The 17,851-nt window shown below is 34.1% G+C and carries 19 protein-coding genes; 13 read left to right on the top strand and 6 right to left on the bottom strand.

Features of this window, described 5'->3' with window-relative positions; translation table 11 throughout:
- Nucleotides 1-9: 9 nt before the first annotated feature.
- The gene (cuyA, locus tag DT250_RS00325) at nucleotides 10-1,005 is read left to right on the top strand and encodes a D-cysteate sulfo-lyase (RefSeq protein ID WP_088063975.1); all 996 of its coding nucleotides are present in this window, start codon (nucleotides 10-12) and stop codon (nucleotides 1,003-1,005) included.
- Between the two features lie 169 nt (nucleotides 1,006-1,174).
- Here the strand turns inward: cuyA and DT250_RS00320 are convergent, their stop codons facing one another.
- Entirely contained in the window at nucleotides 1,175-1,465 is a 291-nt protein-coding gene (locus tag DT250_RS00320; protein ID WP_088063973.1) for a hypothetical protein, read from the bottom strand.
- 102 nt (nucleotides 1,466-1,567) lie between these two features.
- On the opposite strand from DT250_RS00320, the gene DT250_RS00315 reads away from it, so the two are divergent.
- The 3 genes from DT250_RS00315 to DT250_RS00300 all read left to right on the top strand — a co-directional run bounded on the left by DT250_RS00315 (nucleotide 1,568) and on the right by DT250_RS00300 (nucleotide 4,918).
- A complete protein-coding gene (locus DT250_RS00315) occupies nucleotides 1,568-1,990 on the top strand; it encodes a YhfM domain-containing protein (protein WP_097907138.1) in 423 nt (140 codons plus the stop codon).
- 944 nt (nucleotides 1,991-2,934) lie between these two features.
- Nucleotides 2,935-4,380 (top strand): L,D-transpeptidase family protein, encoded by a 1,446-nt coding sequence (locus tag DT250_RS00305; protein ID WP_149212278.1) that lies wholly within the window; start codon nucleotides 2,935-2,937, stop codon nucleotides 4,378-4,380.
- A gap of 322 nt (nucleotides 4,381-4,702) precedes the next feature.
- Complete coding sequence (locus tag DT250_RS00300; protein ID WP_001104093.1) at nucleotides 4,703-4,918, top strand: hypothetical protein; 216 nt, start codon at nucleotides 4,703-4,705, stop codon at nucleotides 4,916-4,918.
- Between the two features lie 192 nt (nucleotides 4,919-5,110).
- Here DT250_RS00300 and DT250_RS00295 read toward each other — a convergent pair whose 3' ends face one another.
- The gene (locus DT250_RS00295) at nucleotides 5,111-6,484 is read right to left on the bottom strand and encodes a sensor histidine kinase (RefSeq protein WP_088063970.1); all 1,374 of its coding nucleotides are present in this window, start codon (nucleotides 6,482-6,484) and stop codon (nucleotides 5,111-5,113) included.
- Nucleotides 6,481-7,155 carry a response regulator transcription factor gene (locus DT250_RS00290; RefSeq protein ID WP_087984229.1) on the bottom strand — a complete coding sequence of 225 codons (675 nt, stop codon included), beginning with the start codon at nucleotides 7,153-7,155 and terminating at the stop codon, nucleotides 6,481-6,483. The genes DT250_RS00295 and DT250_RS00290 overlap by 4 nt, the downstream gene beginning before the upstream one ends.
- Before the next feature lie 176 nt (nucleotides 7,156-7,331).
- On the opposite strand from DT250_RS00290, the gene DT250_RS00285 reads away from it, so the two are divergent.
- Nucleotides 7,332-7,802, top strand: coding sequence for a hypothetical protein (locus tag DT250_RS00285; RefSeq protein ID WP_088063969.1), 471 nt, complete (start codon nucleotides 7,332-7,334; stop codon nucleotides 7,800-7,802).
- Between the two features lie 20 nt (nucleotides 7,803-7,822).
- Entirely contained in the window at nucleotides 7,823-8,146 is a 324-nt protein-coding gene (locus DT250_RS00280; protein ID WP_088063968.1) for a PepSY domain-containing protein, read from the top strand.
- Between the two features lie 143 nt (nucleotides 8,147-8,289).
- On the opposite strand, the gene DT250_RS00275 is transcribed toward DT250_RS00280, so the two are convergent.
- Nucleotides 8,290-8,622, bottom strand: coding sequence for a DUF1904 family protein (locus DT250_RS00275; protein WP_088063967.1), 333 nt, complete (start codon nucleotides 8,620-8,622; stop codon nucleotides 8,290-8,292).
- Nucleotides 8,623-9,557: 935 nt separating this feature from the next.
- On the opposite strand from DT250_RS00275, the gene DT250_RS00270 reads away from it, so the two are divergent.
- The 3 genes from DT250_RS00270 to DT250_RS00255 all read left to right on the top strand — a co-directional run bounded on the left by DT250_RS00270 (nucleotide 9,558) and on the right by DT250_RS00255 (nucleotide 11,966).
- Nucleotides 9,558-10,004 (top strand): MarR family winged helix-turn-helix transcriptional regulator, encoded by a 447-nt coding sequence (locus DT250_RS00270; protein ID WP_000817662.1) that lies wholly within the window; start codon nucleotides 9,558-9,560, stop codon nucleotides 10,002-10,004.
- Between the two features lie 32 nt (nucleotides 10,005-10,036).
- Nucleotides 10,037-10,981 carry an acetyl-CoA carboxylase carboxyltransferase subunit alpha gene (locus DT250_RS00265; RefSeq protein ID WP_000050728.1) on the top strand — a complete coding sequence of 315 codons (945 nt, stop codon included), beginning with the start codon at nucleotides 10,037-10,039 and terminating at the stop codon, nucleotides 10,979-10,981.
- A 325-nt stretch (nucleotides 10,982-11,306) separates the two neighbouring features.
- The gene (locus DT250_RS00255) at nucleotides 11,307-11,966 is read left to right on the top strand and encodes a protein kinase family protein (protein ID WP_088063964.1); all 660 of its coding nucleotides are present in this window, start codon (nucleotides 11,307-11,309) and stop codon (nucleotides 11,964-11,966) included.
- Between the two features lie 284 nt (nucleotides 11,967-12,250).
- On the opposite strand, the gene DT250_RS00250 is transcribed toward DT250_RS00255, so the two are convergent.
- On the bottom strand, nucleotides 12,251-12,622 hold the full coding sequence (locus DT250_RS00250) for a hypothetical protein (RefSeq protein WP_088063963.1): 372 nt from the start codon (nucleotides 12,620-12,622) through the stop codon (nucleotides 12,251-12,253).
- 371 nt (nucleotides 12,623-12,993) lie between these two features.
- On the opposite strand from DT250_RS00250, the gene DT250_RS31510 reads away from it, so the two are divergent.
- The 3 genes from DT250_RS31510 to DT250_RS00240 all read left to right on the top strand — a co-directional run bounded on the left by DT250_RS31510 (nucleotide 12,994) and on the right by DT250_RS00240 (nucleotide 14,701).
- Nucleotides 12,994-13,155 (top strand): hypothetical protein, encoded by a 162-nt coding sequence (locus tag DT250_RS31510; protein WP_029442740.1) that lies wholly within the window; start codon nucleotides 12,994-12,996, stop codon nucleotides 13,153-13,155.
- A 297-nt stretch (nucleotides 13,156-13,452) separates the two neighbouring features.
- Nucleotides 13,453-13,839: a DUF1259 domain-containing protein gene (locus DT250_RS00245; protein WP_097907795.1), complete on the top strand. Its 387-nt coding sequence runs from the start codon at nucleotides 13,453-13,455 to the stop codon at nucleotides 13,837-13,839.
- A 289-nt stretch (nucleotides 13,840-14,128) separates the two neighbouring features.
- Nucleotides 14,129-14,701, top strand: a complete 573-nt coding sequence (locus DT250_RS00240; RefSeq protein ID WP_149212277.1) for a YwbE family protein — start codon at nucleotides 14,129-14,131, stop codon at nucleotides 14,699-14,701.
- Between the two features lie 275 nt (nucleotides 14,702-14,976).
- Here DT250_RS00240 and DT250_RS00235 read toward each other — a convergent pair whose 3' ends face one another.
- On the bottom strand, nucleotides 14,977-15,570 hold the full coding sequence (locus tag DT250_RS00235; RefSeq protein WP_149212276.1) for a hypothetical protein: 594 nt from the start codon (nucleotides 15,568-15,570) through the stop codon (nucleotides 14,977-14,979).
- Between the two features lie 473 nt (nucleotides 15,571-16,043).
- Between DT250_RS00235 and DT250_RS00230 the strand changes: the two genes are divergently transcribed.
- Nucleotides 16,044-17,522, top strand: a complete 1,479-nt coding sequence (locus DT250_RS00230; RefSeq protein WP_149212275.1) for a DHA2 family efflux MFS transporter permease subunit — start codon at nucleotides 16,044-16,046, stop codon at nucleotides 17,520-17,522.
- The last annotated feature ends 329 nt before the right edge of the window (nucleotides 17,523-17,851 follow it).

Genomic DNA, 17,851 nt, shown 5'->3' with positions numbered 1-17,851 from the left:
GCGTTATTAATGAATTTAGCTAAATTCCCGAGAAAAAAATATACAGAGTCATATACTCCAATTGAAAAATTAAACAATTTTTCTGAAGCACTTGGTGGGCCGACTATTTATTTTAAACGAGATGATTTACTTGGTTTAACAGCTGGTGGTAATAAGACGAGAAAGTTAGAGTTTCTAGTTGCAGATGCACAGGCAAAAGGTGCAGATACGTTAATTACAGCTGGTGGTATTCAGTCAAATCATTGCCGTCTAACACTGGCAGCTGCGGTAAAAGAAAAAATGAAATGTATCCTTGTATTAGAAGAAGGGCTTGAGCCAGAAGAGAAGCCAGACTTTAACGGAAACTATTTCTTATATCATTTACTAGGTGCTGAAAATGTAATTGTTGTACCAAACGGAGCAGATCTTATGGAAGAGATGCATAAAGTAGCGAAAGAAGTAAGTGAAAAAGGTAATACACCATATGTAATACCAGTTGGTGGATCAAATCCTACTGGTGCAATGGGATACGTTGCTTGTGCGCAAGAAATTATGGCACAATCATTTGACCAAGGAATTGATTTCAGTACAGTTGTTTGCGTAAGTGGTAGTGCTGGTATGCACGCTGGTTTAATTACTGGTTTTGCTGGAACACAAAGTCACATTCCTGTAATCGGAATCAACGTAAGTAGAGGAAAAGCAGAACAAGAAGAGAAAGTAGCAAAACTTGTAGAGGAAACGTCAGCTCACGTTGGTATTCCGAACTTTATCCCGCGCGAAACTGTTACATGCTTTGATGAATATGTAGGACCAGGTTACGCGTTACCAACACCAGAAATGGTGGAAGCTGTTCAATTACTTGCGAAAACTGAAGGTATTTTACTCGATCCAGTATATACAGGTAAAGCAGTAGCGGGACTAATCGACTTAATTAAAAAAGGTACATTTAATAAAGAAGACAACATTTTATTCGTACATTCAGGTGGTTCACCAGCGTTATATGCGAATACGTCTTTATTTGCGTAAGTGTGAAAAGCATTGGGTATCCAATGCTTTTTTGTTATATAATGGAATTATTATGAAGTGAGAAGGGGGAGTATATGAGTACAAATGCAAAATGGACCATATATACGGTACTTAGCATTTCTATGTTACTAATTTTATTTGTGGCTTATGGAGTTTATTTATATTTCAATTAAGTGAAATGGTAACCAAACCAAAGGAAAAATAAAATAATTACTGTGTTAAATAGAGTAAAACATAAACCGATAATGGCTAAAATTTTCTTCTCAGATCGGCTACAAAAAGAGATAACTGCTAATATTATTACTATAACAGCAGAAGCTAATATGAAATAGGCGAAAGGTACAACATATTCTACTCCAACTCTGTCTAAAATAGGTGAGAAGAGAAAGAGATTAATAGTAACGAATATACTTACAATGAGAAACGTATAACTTTTCCAAGTGTATGTTTGTAACTGCATGGAACGATACTCCTTTCTCTTTATTATGTATATTTTTAAGTTTAAATTAATTACCTTTATTTTACAAATTAAAATATTTTGTATTGAAAAGAGGGTATGAATATGAAAATTAGAAATTGGTCTCTAGTCTTTATTGCGATCTGTATACTCATAATAACCGGCTGTTCAAATATATCAGGCAATGAAGATCAAAGAATCCAAGTGCAAAAACATATTGGTGATAATGAATATGAAGATCTTAAGGTAGTGAAAGATAATAATGAAGTGTTGCAAGTAAAGAAAATATTAAATGATATTACTTTTGAAAATAAAAAAGTGGAAATGTCTCGTCCAGCTGATTATCACTTTATTTTTCAATTTAAAAATCCGAAAATAGAGGCGAAAGCTGTGTCGTATCAAATTTGGGTAAGCCCTAATAAGGATAAAATAGAAATCAAGACGGGGGAAAATCGGTACGCTCAATTAGAAGGGAAACATGCAGCCACTTTGTTTCAGATTGTTACAGGGGAGAAACTAGTTGAATAAACGTATATAGGGTTATAGGAACTCAGCTCGTATTGTTCATTTTGGAGATAATTAGTATTCAACAAAAATAGCTATCTTTTTATATTGGAATAAATATTGAGAATCGGATAAAATGGAAATTGGACATTGACTTGATGAGCATGAGGTTCTCCGCTTATAAGCAGATTAATGAACATTAAGGTGTCCATTAATCCGCCATTGAATAATAATGCTAGGAAATATATTGTTTTTACAAAGATTCGATGTTATGTTTAATTTTCTCAATATAATATTTTCCTTATATAGGAGTGGCTATTTGAAGAAGTTAATATTATTAGTTTTATTGGCTACATGCTGTCTCACCATTGCAGGATGTTCTAATAATAGGATTACACCAAAGAATGAGTCTAAAACTTCAACATCTGTAAAGATTAAACGTATCAACAAAGCGTGGTACAAACATATTTAATAGTTTTAAGAAACTTGAAATTGTTGATGATAAAGGTCATAAGGTGAAATTCGTTAGACTGATAGTAGAGGTTGTGAAACCTGGTGAAAAGCGGGAAGCATAGTTTGCATTTGAATTTATAAAAAATGCGACATTAAAATATTCACAAAAAAGAGTCTACATGTAGTCCTTTTTTTGTGGATATTTTTCATAAATAATAGACATTCTATGGTGCCTTCCTCTGATTTGAACCATCCGGAAATTATTTTACCAAGTTAAGTAGTGTCGCCCTTCAAAATTCGGCGAATGCGAGGGACCCGTAGTAGCTCGATTGATATGGTCCTTTTTTCACTTTATCTATCATCTTAATGTATCTGTCTATTAAAAAATCTAACTTTAATCGATTAAATGAGATGAAATCTGTTAAAAATAATGAAATTTCAGGAAAAATAAGGTACACTATTCAATGGTTTTGGTTTAAAATCGATTGACGTTAATGTATACGGGGGAAAGATTAATGAACAACAATACAGTAAATGAATCTGTTGAAGAAGTTGAGAAAAAACGGGTAATATCAAAAAAACGCTTTACAAATTGGAAGCTTATCGCAGCGGGTGGCGGTTTAATTGCACTTCTTATTGGAGGAATGAGTTATTATCAAGCAACTCACTTCAATTCGAATGTTACGATTAACGATACAAAAGTCGGTGGTTTGAGCGCTGATCAGGCAATACAGAAATTAAAAACGTCTGGGCTAGCAAATAAAGTCTATATTGATCAACAAGAAATTTTAGATGAACAAGATACAAAAACGGAACTGACGGAAAAAGATTTGCCACAAGTTAAGAAACTATTAAAAAGTCAGTGGACATTTTTCCCTTCTGCAAAGGAAAAAGATTATTCATTGCTACCGGAAAAAGCGGATCAGTATCGTAGTGAAACGATGAAAAAACTTGTAGAAGAAAAGCTCGTTTCTATGAATGAAAAATTAAAAGCTCCTCAAGATGCTATGGCGAAGCTTGAACAAGGGAAAGTTGTAATTTCGAAGAGCGTTGATGGAAAACAGTATGACGTTACAAATCTACTAAAAGATTACGACAAGCAGAAGCATAAAAGCGAAATTCATCTGAAGTCTGCATACATACAGCCTATTAAAGAAGACGATCCAATCATCAAAAAAGAAGAGAAAGCATTACAAAATCTTCTTACGCAGTCTGTTGATTATAAAGTGCAGGATGAAGTGTATTCATTAAAAGCGAAAGATCTAATTCAAAATGCTACTATGTCAAAGGATATGAAAGTAAAAATCGATGCGAGCGACATTAAGAATAAGGTTGCTGAAATTAATAAGGCTAAATCTACATTACATAAAGACTTTGCTTTTAAAACACATTCTGGCTCGGTTATTTCAGTAAAGGGACAAGGATACGGCTGGGCACTAGATGTGGAAAAAGAAACAAAACAAGTTCAACAAGCCTTTGAGAAAGGCGAGAAATCGCTTTCTGCTTCTAATATTCACGGGAATGGTTGGGAGAAGGAAGGGATCGGCTATAAAACAACATCGAATAATGGCATTGGAGACACATATGCAGAAGTTTCTATTGCAGATCAACAAATTTGGATTTATAAAGATGGGAAATTAGTTGTCACAACCAATGTAGTAACGGGTAAACATAGCACGAGTGAAGATACATCACCAGGTGTTTGGTACGTTCTATATAAACGAACACCATACACGCTTAAAGGAAGCGCAGTAGGTAAAGCTGATTATGCAGTGAAAGTAGATTACTGGGTTCCATTCACAAATAGCGGTCAAGGATTCCATGATGCAGGCTGGCGAAAAGACTGGGGAAATAATGCTTATTTAACAGGAGGATCAGGCGGGTGTGTAAACCTTCTTCCTAACGTTGCAAAAACTGTATATGATAGTTTGAACACGTATGATCCAGTTATTGTGTACTAGAAAATAGTTACATATTAAGAAATAAATAAAGCGGGAAATCTTACTTGATGGTATATGAAAAAACACCTCTTGAATTCGCATGCGAATTCAAGAGGTGTTTTTTGTTTGAAAACAAGAGTTCATTGCTTCTAAGAAACAAAGTAGAAAGAGATTAAGATGAAGAAACAGGTATTCAAATAGTCAATAAAATTGACATTGAATATCATTTTCACTTATTATAGAATCATTGCATTTAATTAGACATGACTTTTTTATTAATATAATAGATTTTTAATAAGGTGTCCCATTAAAGAATTTAAACGTAGGAAAGGGTAATATAAAAATGAACTGGAAAAAAGGCGGATTATGGATCATTATTTTTTTCATTGTAAAAGGTACGATTTCTACACTGTTAATCGTTACAGGTGCTAAATATTTTAATTTATCATTTATGCAACTTTTCGCACTAGTACTGATCTTATTACTGATTTCTCTCATAAGCCGAAAATTGCTGTATAAACATAAACAAAACAAAAAGCAAAAAGAGCTAAATATATAATGAAGCCCCAGAGACCTTTGGATTTCTGGGGTTTTATTTCTATAGTTTTTTCTACATGTATATCAACTTAACAGAAAAGGTTGTCCAAAATGATAAAATCGATGTTGTTTAAAATGTGTCAATTATTTTTACATAAGGATTGAAGAGAGCTTTTGAATCAATCTTTATTTGGAAGCTACAGATGCGCATAAATTATGCTTGTTTTTCCATTGGTAGTTTAAATGTAAACGTACTGCCTTCTCCTAATTTACTTTCAACTGTAATTTCTCCTCCGTGTAGTTCGACAATCCATTTTACCATCGACAATCCTAAACCTGTGTTTCCGGTGCTTGAAGATGTTCGTGCTGCGTCAACTCGATAGAAGCGATCCCATATTTTCGTAATATGTTGCTCGCTGATGCCTATGCCATTATCGGAGACTTTACCTATTATGTTGGTTTCATCACGGAACAGTTGCATATGCACAGTGCCGTTCGCTTTGCTATAAGCAATCGCATTCGTTAGTAAATTCATTAATAAACGCATCATCAATGTTTGATCTGCTTTCATAAACAGGTTTTCCTCTATATGAGTTGTTATATCAATCGAAGCTTCTTGAACCATTAATGAAAGCTCTTCTACAACGATTTCCGTTAATTCACTCATATTGATACATTCAAATTGGAAAGTATTATGGTTTTCTTGGTCAGCTCTTGCTAATAATAAGAGTTGTGAGATTAGCGCGGACATTTTACGTGATTGCTTTAAAATTACTTCTAACGATTCTTCCATTTCTTTCGGATTATTCCTCAGTGATAAAGCGTATTCGCATTGCGAAATAATAACAGATGTTGGTGTTCTTAATTCATGAGATGCGTCAGATGTAAATTGTTTTTCACTTTCGAATGATGTCTCCAATCGCTCAAACATTTTGTCAAAGGTTTGTGCTAAATGATACATTTCGTCTTTCGGTGAACCTTGTAAATGAATTCTCTTGGAAAGGTCTTTACCATCACCAATTTTACTAGCTGAATCACTCATTTGTTGCACAGGTCGAAACGCTCTTTGTGTAATAAAATACCCTCCCACTGCGGCAATGAGAATAAGTAATGGGAATGAGATGAGTGTTATCACGATAAGCGTATTCATCGTTGATGATAATTGGCTCATAGTCATTATTCCACGAATCCAGACTTGCTCATCGCCGCCTGCATTATGGAGAAAATCATATACAATCCATTCTTTATTACCGTCTTTAATGGTTTGTATTTCATCGGATTTAAGCGATATCTTTTTATTAAAGCTTGTTGGACTATTTCCTGCCAGCAGCTCACCTTGTTTATTATAAATAATGATATTTACTCCATCTTCTAAGGGTTCAAAATCATCGTCCATCTTTAATTGTCTATGCTTATATTCAATATCTTCCATGCTTTCTTTTACTGTGCTCTTCAATTGATCTTTCATATTAAAAAGCAAAACTTTATCTGAAGAAGTTAAAATAAAAGCTAACACGAGTGCCATAATAATTACAATTAGCCCTGTATACCACAGGGTTACTTTCATTTTAATTGATAGTCTTTTCATGATTCTACTCGCAATACATAACCAGTTCCTCGTATTGTATGAATTAACTTCGTTTCAAACTGGCTATCAATTTTTTTACGAAGATAGCGGACGTAAACATCAATAATATTCGAGCCACCTTCATAGTCGTAATTCCACACATGTTGTTCAATTTTATCTCGTGTCAGCACAACGTCTTTATTACGAATCATATATTCTAAAATAGCAAATTCTTTACTGGAAAGAGTGATAACTTGGCCTCCTCTTGTTACTTTATGCATATTGCAGTCTACCACTAGGTCAGCGATTTCAAACACATTAGATGTGCTTCCTGTATTTCTTCGCATTAACACTCGAATTCTTGCTAGCAGTTCGTCAAAAGCAAACGGCTTTACTAAATAATCGTCCGCACCTAAGTCGAGTCCTGTTACGCGATCATCAATTGTATCTTTAGCTGTAAGAAGCAAGACAGGGGTTGTATGATTGTCCGCGCGTAATCTTTGTAATACTTGTAAACCATCTATTCCGGGAATCATAATGTCAAGCACAATCAAATCGTAGGTAGCCATGTTTATATAATCCAAGGCATCTTCGCCATTCCCACATGCATCGACACTATAATGTTCTGCATTTAATCGTTTTACTAATATATTTTGTAAGTCTTGTTCATCTTCGACAATAAGAACTCGCATTACCATTCTCCTTTTCTTCTTATTAATATGTATCAGTATAATTCCAAAACATTAAAGAAAGATTAGAAACTATTTAATTATATCATTTTATTTTTTTGTATATTAATCTTCCTTTAATGTTTGTTCAGTAATATAAAGGCAAGGATAAGATGCACATGTAAAGGGAGGAAAAAAGAATGAGAAAGTGGATGGTGATTGGAGCAATGTCTTGTTTATTCTTAACAGCTTGTTCTACTCAAGCTGATAACAATACAGAAGTACAACAACTGAAAGTGGAAAATGATACATTGCAAAAAGAAAGTGCTCAACTACAACAAGAACCACACAAAACAGGGCCTGCTGCGAATGATACGAAGCAAATACAAGATTTTAAAAATGAAGTCACATCTATCGTTGAAAAGGCAAATAATACGAAACCAGTTGGAGCAAAAGAAGAAAACTTAAATACGTACTTAGCAGCAAAAAAAGAAATTGATCAATTAGATGACAAAATAGATCTATCTGATAATCAGCTTGAAGCAGATTATCGTGCTGGAACGATAACTGTTGAACAATATGAAACGCAAGAAAGAGAACACGATATACTAGAAGATCAATTAGAGCAAGCAGAAAATGCACTTGAAGCAAGATTCGGAATAGATGATTAATCATGAAGGAGTGGATGAAAATGTTAAAACATAAAAAGAAAATAATGATAAGTATAATTGCTATTTTAGTAAGTGGTATTGCTATTGTTGGGGGATATTATGGTATGGGTTACAATTATGCAAAAAAGAATGAAAACTACACAGAGAAACAAGTTCGTGAAATTTCTTTATCTCATACAAAAGGAGAAATTATTAATGTGAAAAAAGAATTCGAATTAGAAGATGACAACTTAACACAATCTACATTTGAATATGAAGTGGAAATCAAAACACCTGATAATCTGTTAAATAGTTTAAAAGTTAGTGCTAGAACAGGTACAATAGAAATCAATAGTGAAGATTAAAAAAATATCGCATATTTGAAAAAACTCCTAACAAAATTTGTTAGGAGTTTTTTCATGTTTTGTGTTTGGATATTCGCTTTTCTTAGCTTGATAGCAATGTGGCTCTACCCCTTATAAACCGTACAAAAACCTTTCAAATAGCTCTAACTTGCACAATGCTTCCCGTTAATATAATACGCCGATTCTGTGAAAACCGTAAATACAACCTCTACTTCTGGAAGTCCAAAATCCATTACATATGTAGTAATGGCCTTGGCAAATCGATCACGAATTTCCTGTCCGCGCTCGAACCATTTCACTTCAATAAGAGGAAACGCTTCTATTTCTTCTCCATTGAATACAAACGTAGAACTTGGTAGTTCTAACGTAAAATTATCCGTACCACACTCACAAATCTCTGCGAGCTCTTCTACTAATGGCTTGCTTATGCGTTTTAATTGTTCAATAGTAATTCCACGAAATACAACATGCGGCATATGAATCCCTCCGTTAAATAGCTTTATATTTGCTCACATCATAACACAATTTATTTTACTGCACTAATATCTATTGGTACATTTCAATGACATTCTTAAGAATGATCATATGTTATTGAAGCAATACATGTATTATAACTATTTAAAACATTTGAGAGCTCGGTAATTGGGTAAATAAAAAAAGCCTTATCATTCTCCCTGTAAGGAAGCATGAGGGGAGGCCTCTGTTAGGAAAGGGATAGTACGCTTATATATTTTAAAAAGAAAAGACACCTTAAGGTGCCTTCCTCCGACTTGATAACCACTTTAATTTTAATAACATTGGATTCGCATCCGAATACTATTTTACTATGTTAAGTAATGTTGGTCATTGAGAAAGTCAAATACGTAGTGTTCATATATAGTGACACCTAGGAGGATGCAAGATGTAATACAGTTTTTTATTTATACAACAACAAAAAAGAATCCTAAAACCGTGCCGGGATAGGAATGTATAAAAAAATGCATAGATCGATAGAACAAAGAAAGGGGGTTCCCTTGTAAGGGGAAGATGCCTCCTTGTCCTTGCTACCGATAATAATGCGTTATGTAGACAATATTTGTATAGATAGGATATATAGTCCATACCCATCAACTTAAGAATTTAGAACTCCCCCAAAAAATTATGAGTTTTTTGTTACAAGTTATCACAAAATTTTCGTTTTTTGGGTAGTTTTATTTTCTTAGCTTGATTGCGATGAGCGGTACTCCATAAAGGCCCCTGATACATAATTGATGTTCTGCCATTTGTAGAAAACAATCCACTTATACCATTTTAACAAGAATAAATATCTCGTCCATGTTGTAATATTGGCTTACGTTAAGCTTGTGAAAAAAACATATTCATGTATAATACAATTGATGTATGATACATTAGTTGTAGGAGGGTGACCTATTTGAAAAGAGAAGATGCCTTAAAACTAAGAACAGATATTAAGAAAATGATTATAATAACTGGGGTTTTTGAATCTCAAAATTTGCCCAATGGACCATTTGAAAAACCTTTACCAACTTCTCAAATGATGGCGTTAGAGGAACTAGAGGTGGAAAAATTAACTGTTTGGCAACTATCCAATAAACTTAGATTAGAGACTTCAACTGTAAGTAGATTGGTAGATAAGTTAGTAAAAAAGGGGCTTATTTATCGTGAAGTAAATGAAAAAAATAGAAGAGAACTTTTTCTGCACCTCACAGAAAAAGGTCACATAACTGTTAATTGCTTAAGAGAGCAATCCATTACATTTTATCAAAGTATTCTCAATAATTTATCAGAATCAGAACAAAAAATAGTTGTGGATGGTTTTGAATTATTTATTGATTCTATTTCTAAGCCTTTTGATTAGAGTGAGGTAAATCATAACATTTGGAGGGTAAAATGAGTTTGGATTTTGAACGTCCTATTATTGAATTAAAAGAGAAATTTGATGAATTAAAGAAAATTATGAAAGAAAATAATGTAGATTTATCGCCAGAAATTCATGTATTAGAAAAACGTTTAAATAAAATGCAAGATAAAATTTATTCTAATATTACACCTTTTCAACGAGTTCAAATTGCAAGGCTACGTAACCGGCCCACGACATTGGACTATATACCTTTATTGTTTACAAACTTTCTCGAACTTCATGGTGATCGATTATATGGTGATGATAAAGCAATGATAGGTGGTATTGCAAAATTTAAAGGGATGCCCGTTACGGTTATTGGTCATCAAAGAGGTAGAAATACAAAGGAAAATATAGAAAGAAATTTTGGAATGGCACATCCAGAAGGTTATAGAAAAGCGCTAAGACTTATGAAACAAGCTGATAAATTTAATCGCCCTATTATTACATTTATTGATACAATAGGCGCCTATCCAGGGAAAGGGTCTGAAGAACGTGGAATTTCTGAAGCGATAGCTCGAAATCTATTTGAAATGGCTACACTTAAAGTGCCAATTGTTTGTATTGTAATTGGAGAGGCATCAAGTGGTGGAGCTCTTGGCATTAGTGTCGGTAACCATATCCATATGTTAGAGTATTCATGGTACTCGGTAATTTCGCCAGAAGGAGCAGCATCTATCCTATGGAAGGACGCTAAGTATGCTCCAGAAGCTGCCGAACATATGAAAATTTCAGCAAAAGATTTAAAACATTTAGGAGTTATTGATGAAATCATTCCTGAAATTAAAGGTGGAGCACAAAATGATATAAAATCACAGGCAAAAGTGATTGAATCTGTAATCGAATCATCTCTAAAAAAATTGATACTATTATCCTCGGAAGAGCTTATACAACAGCGGTATGAAAAGTATAGACAAATAGAGAATTATAAATGAAAATATTTAAAGTCCGTATTAAATTTTGGAGGATTATCGCAAAAAATTCTAAATATTTTGCAAGTAACCTCTTAAACTGGGATATGCTGATACTATTACACTACAAAAGGTGTATGATCGGTATGGAAAAGGAAAATTTGTTCAAATGGAAGCATTATCACATACCCATCAACTTAAGAAATGGATTGTTCCCCAAAACGAAAAAATGAGCTGAATTCTCATAAATAACTGTAAAAAGGTGGAAATTTCGGTATGGGGGTATCTCAAAGGCTTAGGTTGATGGCAATGGGGTGGGCCCCCTTTTAGCAAAACCGGAGTGGAAATGATGAGTATAAACAGTTTTGTGGGATTGATAAAGGACGAATTATTAAAAGAGGTAAGCATTAGAAGTGAGGATGAATTCGAGCCTGTAGTAGTTAAAGATATTCCTAGACTTTGGAAGTGTTTAGGGATGGGTAATTATGCCGCAGTATTTATGCATCAAGAATACAAAGATTGGGTAGTGAAAGTTTACGCGCGAGAAGGAGAAGGAATTGAAAAAGAGTCAGAAGTATACCGAAGAATTGGAAACCATCCTTCTTATTCGAAGCTTATATATAAAGGAGAAAATTTCATAGTATTGAAACGTTTAAAAGAAATTACCTTATACGATGCTATTCATAAGGGCATTAAAATTCCTAAGCAGGTGATCTTTGATATCAATGAAGCTTTAGAGTATGCAAGAGAACAAGGATTAACTCCTTGTGACGTTCACGGGAAAAATGTGATGATGGAAAACGGAAGGGGATATGTAGTCGATGTATCTGACTTCTTAAAAACAAAAGAAGATAGTAAGTGGAGAGACCTAGAAAAGGCATATTTTATATTTTATTTGCCTTTCATTTATAAATTTCCTTTCCCTGTTAAAGTACCGTATTTTATGTTAAACATTGTTAGACGTTCGTATAGAAAATATAAGAAGCTTAAAAAGAAATTCAAATTGTAAAAGGACCACATACTTATCTTTAGGTTAGATAGGTGAACCACTAGTAAACAAAAGGACCGTACATTTTAGATATGTCTAATATGTACGGTCCTTTTTTTATGAATTTATGAAGTAATCAGTAAGCTGTACCTTTCCTTTTTCACGCAATTACTTATTTTCTTCCTCAAAGCCTTTATTCTTTTTCTTGTTTATTTCGCAAGAATTGATGCGTTCTTTGAGTTCTGTTTGGTTATACAGTGTGGTTTTACTAATCAGGATTCTTTTTGTCATACTCGTGAAGTTAATTATATTTTTCTACGTACTAAATAAAAAGATAAGGCCCCCATAATAACAGGTGCAACGAAATCAAAGAAATGGGAAAAATTAAAAAGAAAAAGAAATGGTATAAGTGTATAGATAACTGCTAGTCCTATAAATACAGGAATTCCAAATTGAAATTCTCTACATCGTTTGATTTTCCTGTATAACACTTCCCCAATTAGACAGGCTACAAGAGCCGGTATACTACCATAAGTGACGATCGTTTTAATGAATCCTAATACAACGTTCGGGTGAATAAAGCTAGGATGAGAAATATATGAAATCAAGAACCATCCAAAAATAAAAGCAAACAGATTTGCAGCATAACTAATTACAAATTTTATCAACGTAATCATCCTCACAGTTTTCTAATATTAACTCCATTGTATGACATAACGTCTCATTAACAGTAGTCAATGATGCATATAATTTTCATTTTTGTGGGATTCGCTTTTCTTAACTTGATAACGAGGGTTGAGTCATAAATTGTGGGAAATCTCTATACTGCTATTAACTCATTAGTTGAAGAAGAATTTGTTCTACAACTAATGAGTTATTATAATATGAAAAATGAAATTCTCCTTCTATAATTTATTCAAATGACTCAATCTCCGCATCTTTTGAATGCCCTGAAAGTGCTAAACATAAGCAAAATAATTAACTATCTCATGCAAGAAAGTTAGGCTAGTTAATTGCATATGTTTTATTGAAAGGGTGTGATGGAACTATGGAACGGCCGAATTGGGGAATTGGAGGATTAGTATTCGTTGGCTGCATGTTTCTTGGCGGAGGAGTGGGATCTATGTTAGGTAATGCCCAAACTGGATGGTTAATAGGAATGGGAGCTGGATTTCTTGGGATGGCTTTAACAAGACTGATTAGAAAGTGAGATAACGGGATTCTGCTTCCAGTAAATAAGGAAATATGTATGTAATACATGGCATAATAGCTTTATAAATTATAGTTAGAACCTTCTATTTTCTAAATTTTTCCATACATAGATATGATTCTCGAGTTGGAGTATGGCACCTTAGGGTGTTTTTTTTATGCTTTTTAAAAATGCCTTACCATATAATAGACTTCGTTAGATTCCGATAATCTTTTTTGTAATAGTATAGATTCATTACCGTTTCAGACTTAAGTATTCATTCATAACCTAACAGTAAAAGGGGGGATGATTCAAGATATGGCGTTTAATGATGAATTAATTTGTCAACAGTTTGCAAGAATTATCGGTGGTCAAGAAGGATTCGCCGGTGGGAAATGTGTGGCAACAATAAATCGGGATGAAATACATGCAACTATTTTAGGAAAACGTTTTAGAGTAACAACTTCTTTCTCGTTTGAATCACGAGATAATAAAACTGGACGAGCATTATGTCTAGGACGTGTAGCGCTCTTGCAGAAGGAAGTCAATGGATTTGTTGCTACAATTATTAAACAAGGAATAATCGTTTCGTCTATACACAATGAGTGGTTATGTGATGATCCAAATTTGATTTACGTTAATATTGAAGATGTTGATGATCCGCTAAGTTTCGCAAGGAAAGTTAGACGAGCGTTATGCAGTTAACCGATTTTTTTAGTTAAATGTGCAATAGAAAAGGATCTTCAATCGAAAGATCCTTTTATGCATAAGATGAAGGTTTTTCCCTTTGTTTCATTAATTAAGTCTAATTGACTAGCAAACGAACGTAATTTCTGTGTACGAATCGATATAATAATAATCTTCGCTTTTATTATAGAGTCAGTCTTTTAGTAGAAAATGAAAATATACGACAAATTTTGACAAATAAAGGCTTATATTTTTGTTATGCTATGAAAGTTATTGATTTGTAATGTATATATAGGAGGATTTTTTAATGTTAAAGAAATTGTTATTTTTTGTAATTTTGAGTTTGTGTGTAATGTCTTTAAGTGCTTGTAAAGGTGATGAAGAAAAATTAAAAGTGGCATCAGATGAGCAAAAAATAGATGAAGATAAAAAAGTAGCGGAGGAAGAAAAACGTAAGCAAGAAGAGCAACAAAGAGTAGAAGAAGAGAAGCGTAAACAAGAAGAGCAGCAAAGAGTAGAGGAAGAAAAACGTAAACAAGAAGAGCAACAAAAAGCAGAGGAAGAAAAACGTAAACAAGAAGAGCAGCAAAGAGTAGAAGAAGAGAAGCGTAAACAAGAAGAGCAGAAGACTCAGCAACAACAGTCTATACAACAAGAGAGAACACAAAAACAAGAAAAAACAACACAAGCAACAGGTGGGAAACCAACAAGATCACAAATTTCAGTTGGTTCACATGTAGTTATTCAATTAGATAATGACTATAGTAAAACTGTAAGTGGTGTTGTGAAAGACATCTTAACACATAGTGAAACACATACATACGGCATTAAAGTTCGATTACAAGATGGACAAATTGGCCGTGTTCAAAGTGTTAATTAGTGAAAAAAGATTTGACTACTTTTCAAATAAATAAACGCTACAAAAAACCGGTTCTTTCGTAAAGGAACCGGTTTTTTGTAGCGTTTTGCTTAGCGTACGAAATTTGCGTTTTGTTGATGCCACCACACCTTTAGCAAGTTATCACATACAAGGTAATAGATGTTTTTTATCATTTGAAAGGAAGGGAAACGAACTTGGAGGGAGTACTGGAACCATACAATACATACATTGAGGGGCATGTTTGAGTTATGGATCTATCCTCCCGTTCTAATGAACTAAAAGAAGAACTTTCCCATACCGATTAGACTACTAAGCATTCCGATTCCATTCATGGTGCCTTTTCCTACTGTCAGTAAGTTTCCAAGCATTCCTGGCTGACCGTTATTTCCCCATCCCATAGGACTTACCTGTCCTCCCCATCCTGGAGGGTTTCCAAAAATACCCCAGTTATTATTGGTATTAAAATTAAAAGCTTTAGCTGGTGGCGATAGTAAAGCGGCGAGATGACCTTGTGCGAACATCCCTGCATGATTGAATGGTTGGGCCCAGGGTAAGGGAGGTTTTTGGAAATTACCTACATGGCCTTGTAATGGCGTCCAATTAGCGGGATGTCCTTGTGGCATCATCCCTGCATAATGGATTGGCTGACCTAAAGAGAAGGGAGGAGTTTGAGGATTGAAACCCGTATAATAGGCTGGCGAACCCCAACCAAATGGATAGCCTCGACAACTCCAATTCTCAGGAATCTTCAAATCATTCATTCCCTCAGCCTTAGTGATTTGGGGCTGTAAATATAATGATGACATTGCAATTTGGTTCGTATATTGCTCACCGTTGCCCTCTGAATTCAAATACCAATATTGGTACATAAGTTTATTCCCCTCACTTTAAAAATGTAATGTTAGACTTAGCCTATGTAATATTCCTTTTTATGGATGGTTACATAACTAGATTTACAAGCCTGTATTTAAAGGAATAGGTGTATGGTCTTGTTGATTTATCCTACTATTTGTGGGCAATAAGACAACTCCACCTCAAAATTCAGTGAAAGCGGCTGCCTGTAAAAGCACCACTGATTAAAGTTTCACTTTATTTTAAGGGTATTTTCAATTGCTCTTTTTGTTTAATTCAGCCTAATTTAATTTCGGTTAACAAACGTGTTTATAAAGGTTTAATCAGTAAAAAAATTTTAACATTTTATGTCGAGCAAGTAGAATTACTAAAAAGAGAATATCCATTCGAAGAGTTTGGCAAAATACTGAAAGGATAATGTATTCTTGTACAGATATGCAAACGATTTGAACTAATTAATGGAATTTGTAATGAAGGGGCAAATGAATATATGAGTGAAACATTACATAAAAGAAAGCCACCATATTTAATGCTTGTAATCCTTTTTATTGGAGCATTTGTTTCATTTCTAAATAACTCGCTTTTAAATGTAGCCTTGCCATCAATAATGAAGGATTTAGACATAAAAGATTATTCAACGATTCAGTGGCTTTCTACAGGGTATATGCTTGTAAGTGGTGTATTAATTCCGGCCTCAGCATTTTTAATAACCCGCTTCTCCAATAGGAGCTTATTTATTACATCTATGTTGATTTTTATTCTTGGTACGGCCTTAGCGGCTTTAGCACCGAACTTTAGTTTATTACTTTCTGGTCGGATGGTTCAAGCAGCAGGTTCTTCAGTCATGGGGCCTTTGTTAATGAATATTATGCTAGTAAGCTTTCCAAGAGAAAAAAGGGGAACAGCGATGGGGATTTTTGGATTAGTTATGATTACAGCTCCAGCAATTGGACCGACACTATCGGGTTATATTGTAGAGTATTATGACTGGCGTTTGCTTTTTGAGATGATTTTACCGTTAGCGATCATTAGCTTACTGTTAGGGGTTTGGAAATCGGAGAATGTCATGAGACAAAACAAAAATGCAAAACTTGATTATCTCTCATTACTATTATCTTCTGTCGGTTTTGGCGGTTTGTTATATGGATTCAGTTCTGCAAGCTCCGACGGTTGGACGAATAAAGTTGTTTTAACAACCTTAATCATAGGCGCTATTGCCCTAATTACTTTCATTATCCGTCAATTAAAAATGAATGAACCGTTATTGGATTTACGTGTTTACAAGTACCCAATGTTCGCACTTGCGTCTGTAATTGCGATTGTTAATGCAGTGGCCATGTTTTCGGGTATGATTTTAACCCCAGCTTATGTACAAAACGTCCGTGGTATTTCACCGCTAAGCTCTGGGCTGATGATGCTTCCAGGTGCGGTAATAATGGGGATTATGTCACCAATTACAGGTAAACTATTTGATAAATATGGCCCTCGTATTCTTGGTATAGTAGGACTTTCCATTACAGCCGTTTCAACTTATATGCTAGCAAACCTGCAACTCGACTCTAGTCACACACATATTATTCTTATTTACACGCTGCGGATGTTTGGGATGGCGATGGTGATGATGCCACTTATGACAAATGGCCTTAATCAATTGCCAACTCGCTTAAATCCGCATGGTACAGCTGTTAATAATACAGCTCAACAAGTATCCGGTTCAATTGGTACTGCTATTCTTGTTACGATTATGAATTCGGTAACAAAAACAAAAGCTGAAAGTCTAATGGCTGATGTAGATCCAACAACCTTCACAGAAGCTACGAAGGCAATGTTAACTCAGAAGGCTTTATTATCTGGAATTCAATATTCATTCTATGTAGCGCTTGGCATGAATATTGTTGCACTACTATTAGTTTTTTTCGTTAAACGTGTAGATACAAGCGCGGAAGCTGTCGAGAGGTTAAATCGGTAGAGTAAAATAAAACTTTAGATCATGACTCCTATAAGTTTTTACTGTTTAGTTAGACTATGAAGAAATGCGAATTTCTGCTGCTAAGGCGCTGGTATTTAAATCTGGAAAAAACCAGTGAAATAATTATATATAGTAAAAAGGATCTGATATTCATATCAGATCCTTTTTTCATTAGCAACACAGTATACTTACTTATCGTATTTGTTTGAATTGACATTAGAAACTACTGGTTTTCCCAATACTACAATCTTTAGCTCTCAATTTCTGATAAACATTATCATAATACGCTTCATTTTTATTTAGTATTTTTTCTGCAAGTTATACATGTA

The organism is Bacillus sp. AR2-1 (assembly GCF_008368755.1).
Classification (GTDB): Bacteria; Bacillota; Bacilli; order Bacillales; family Bacillaceae_G; genus Bacillus_A; species Bacillus_A wiedmannii.
The sequence above is the reverse complement of the archived record's forward strand: the minus strand, read 5'-3'. Positions and strand labels throughout refer to the sequence as shown.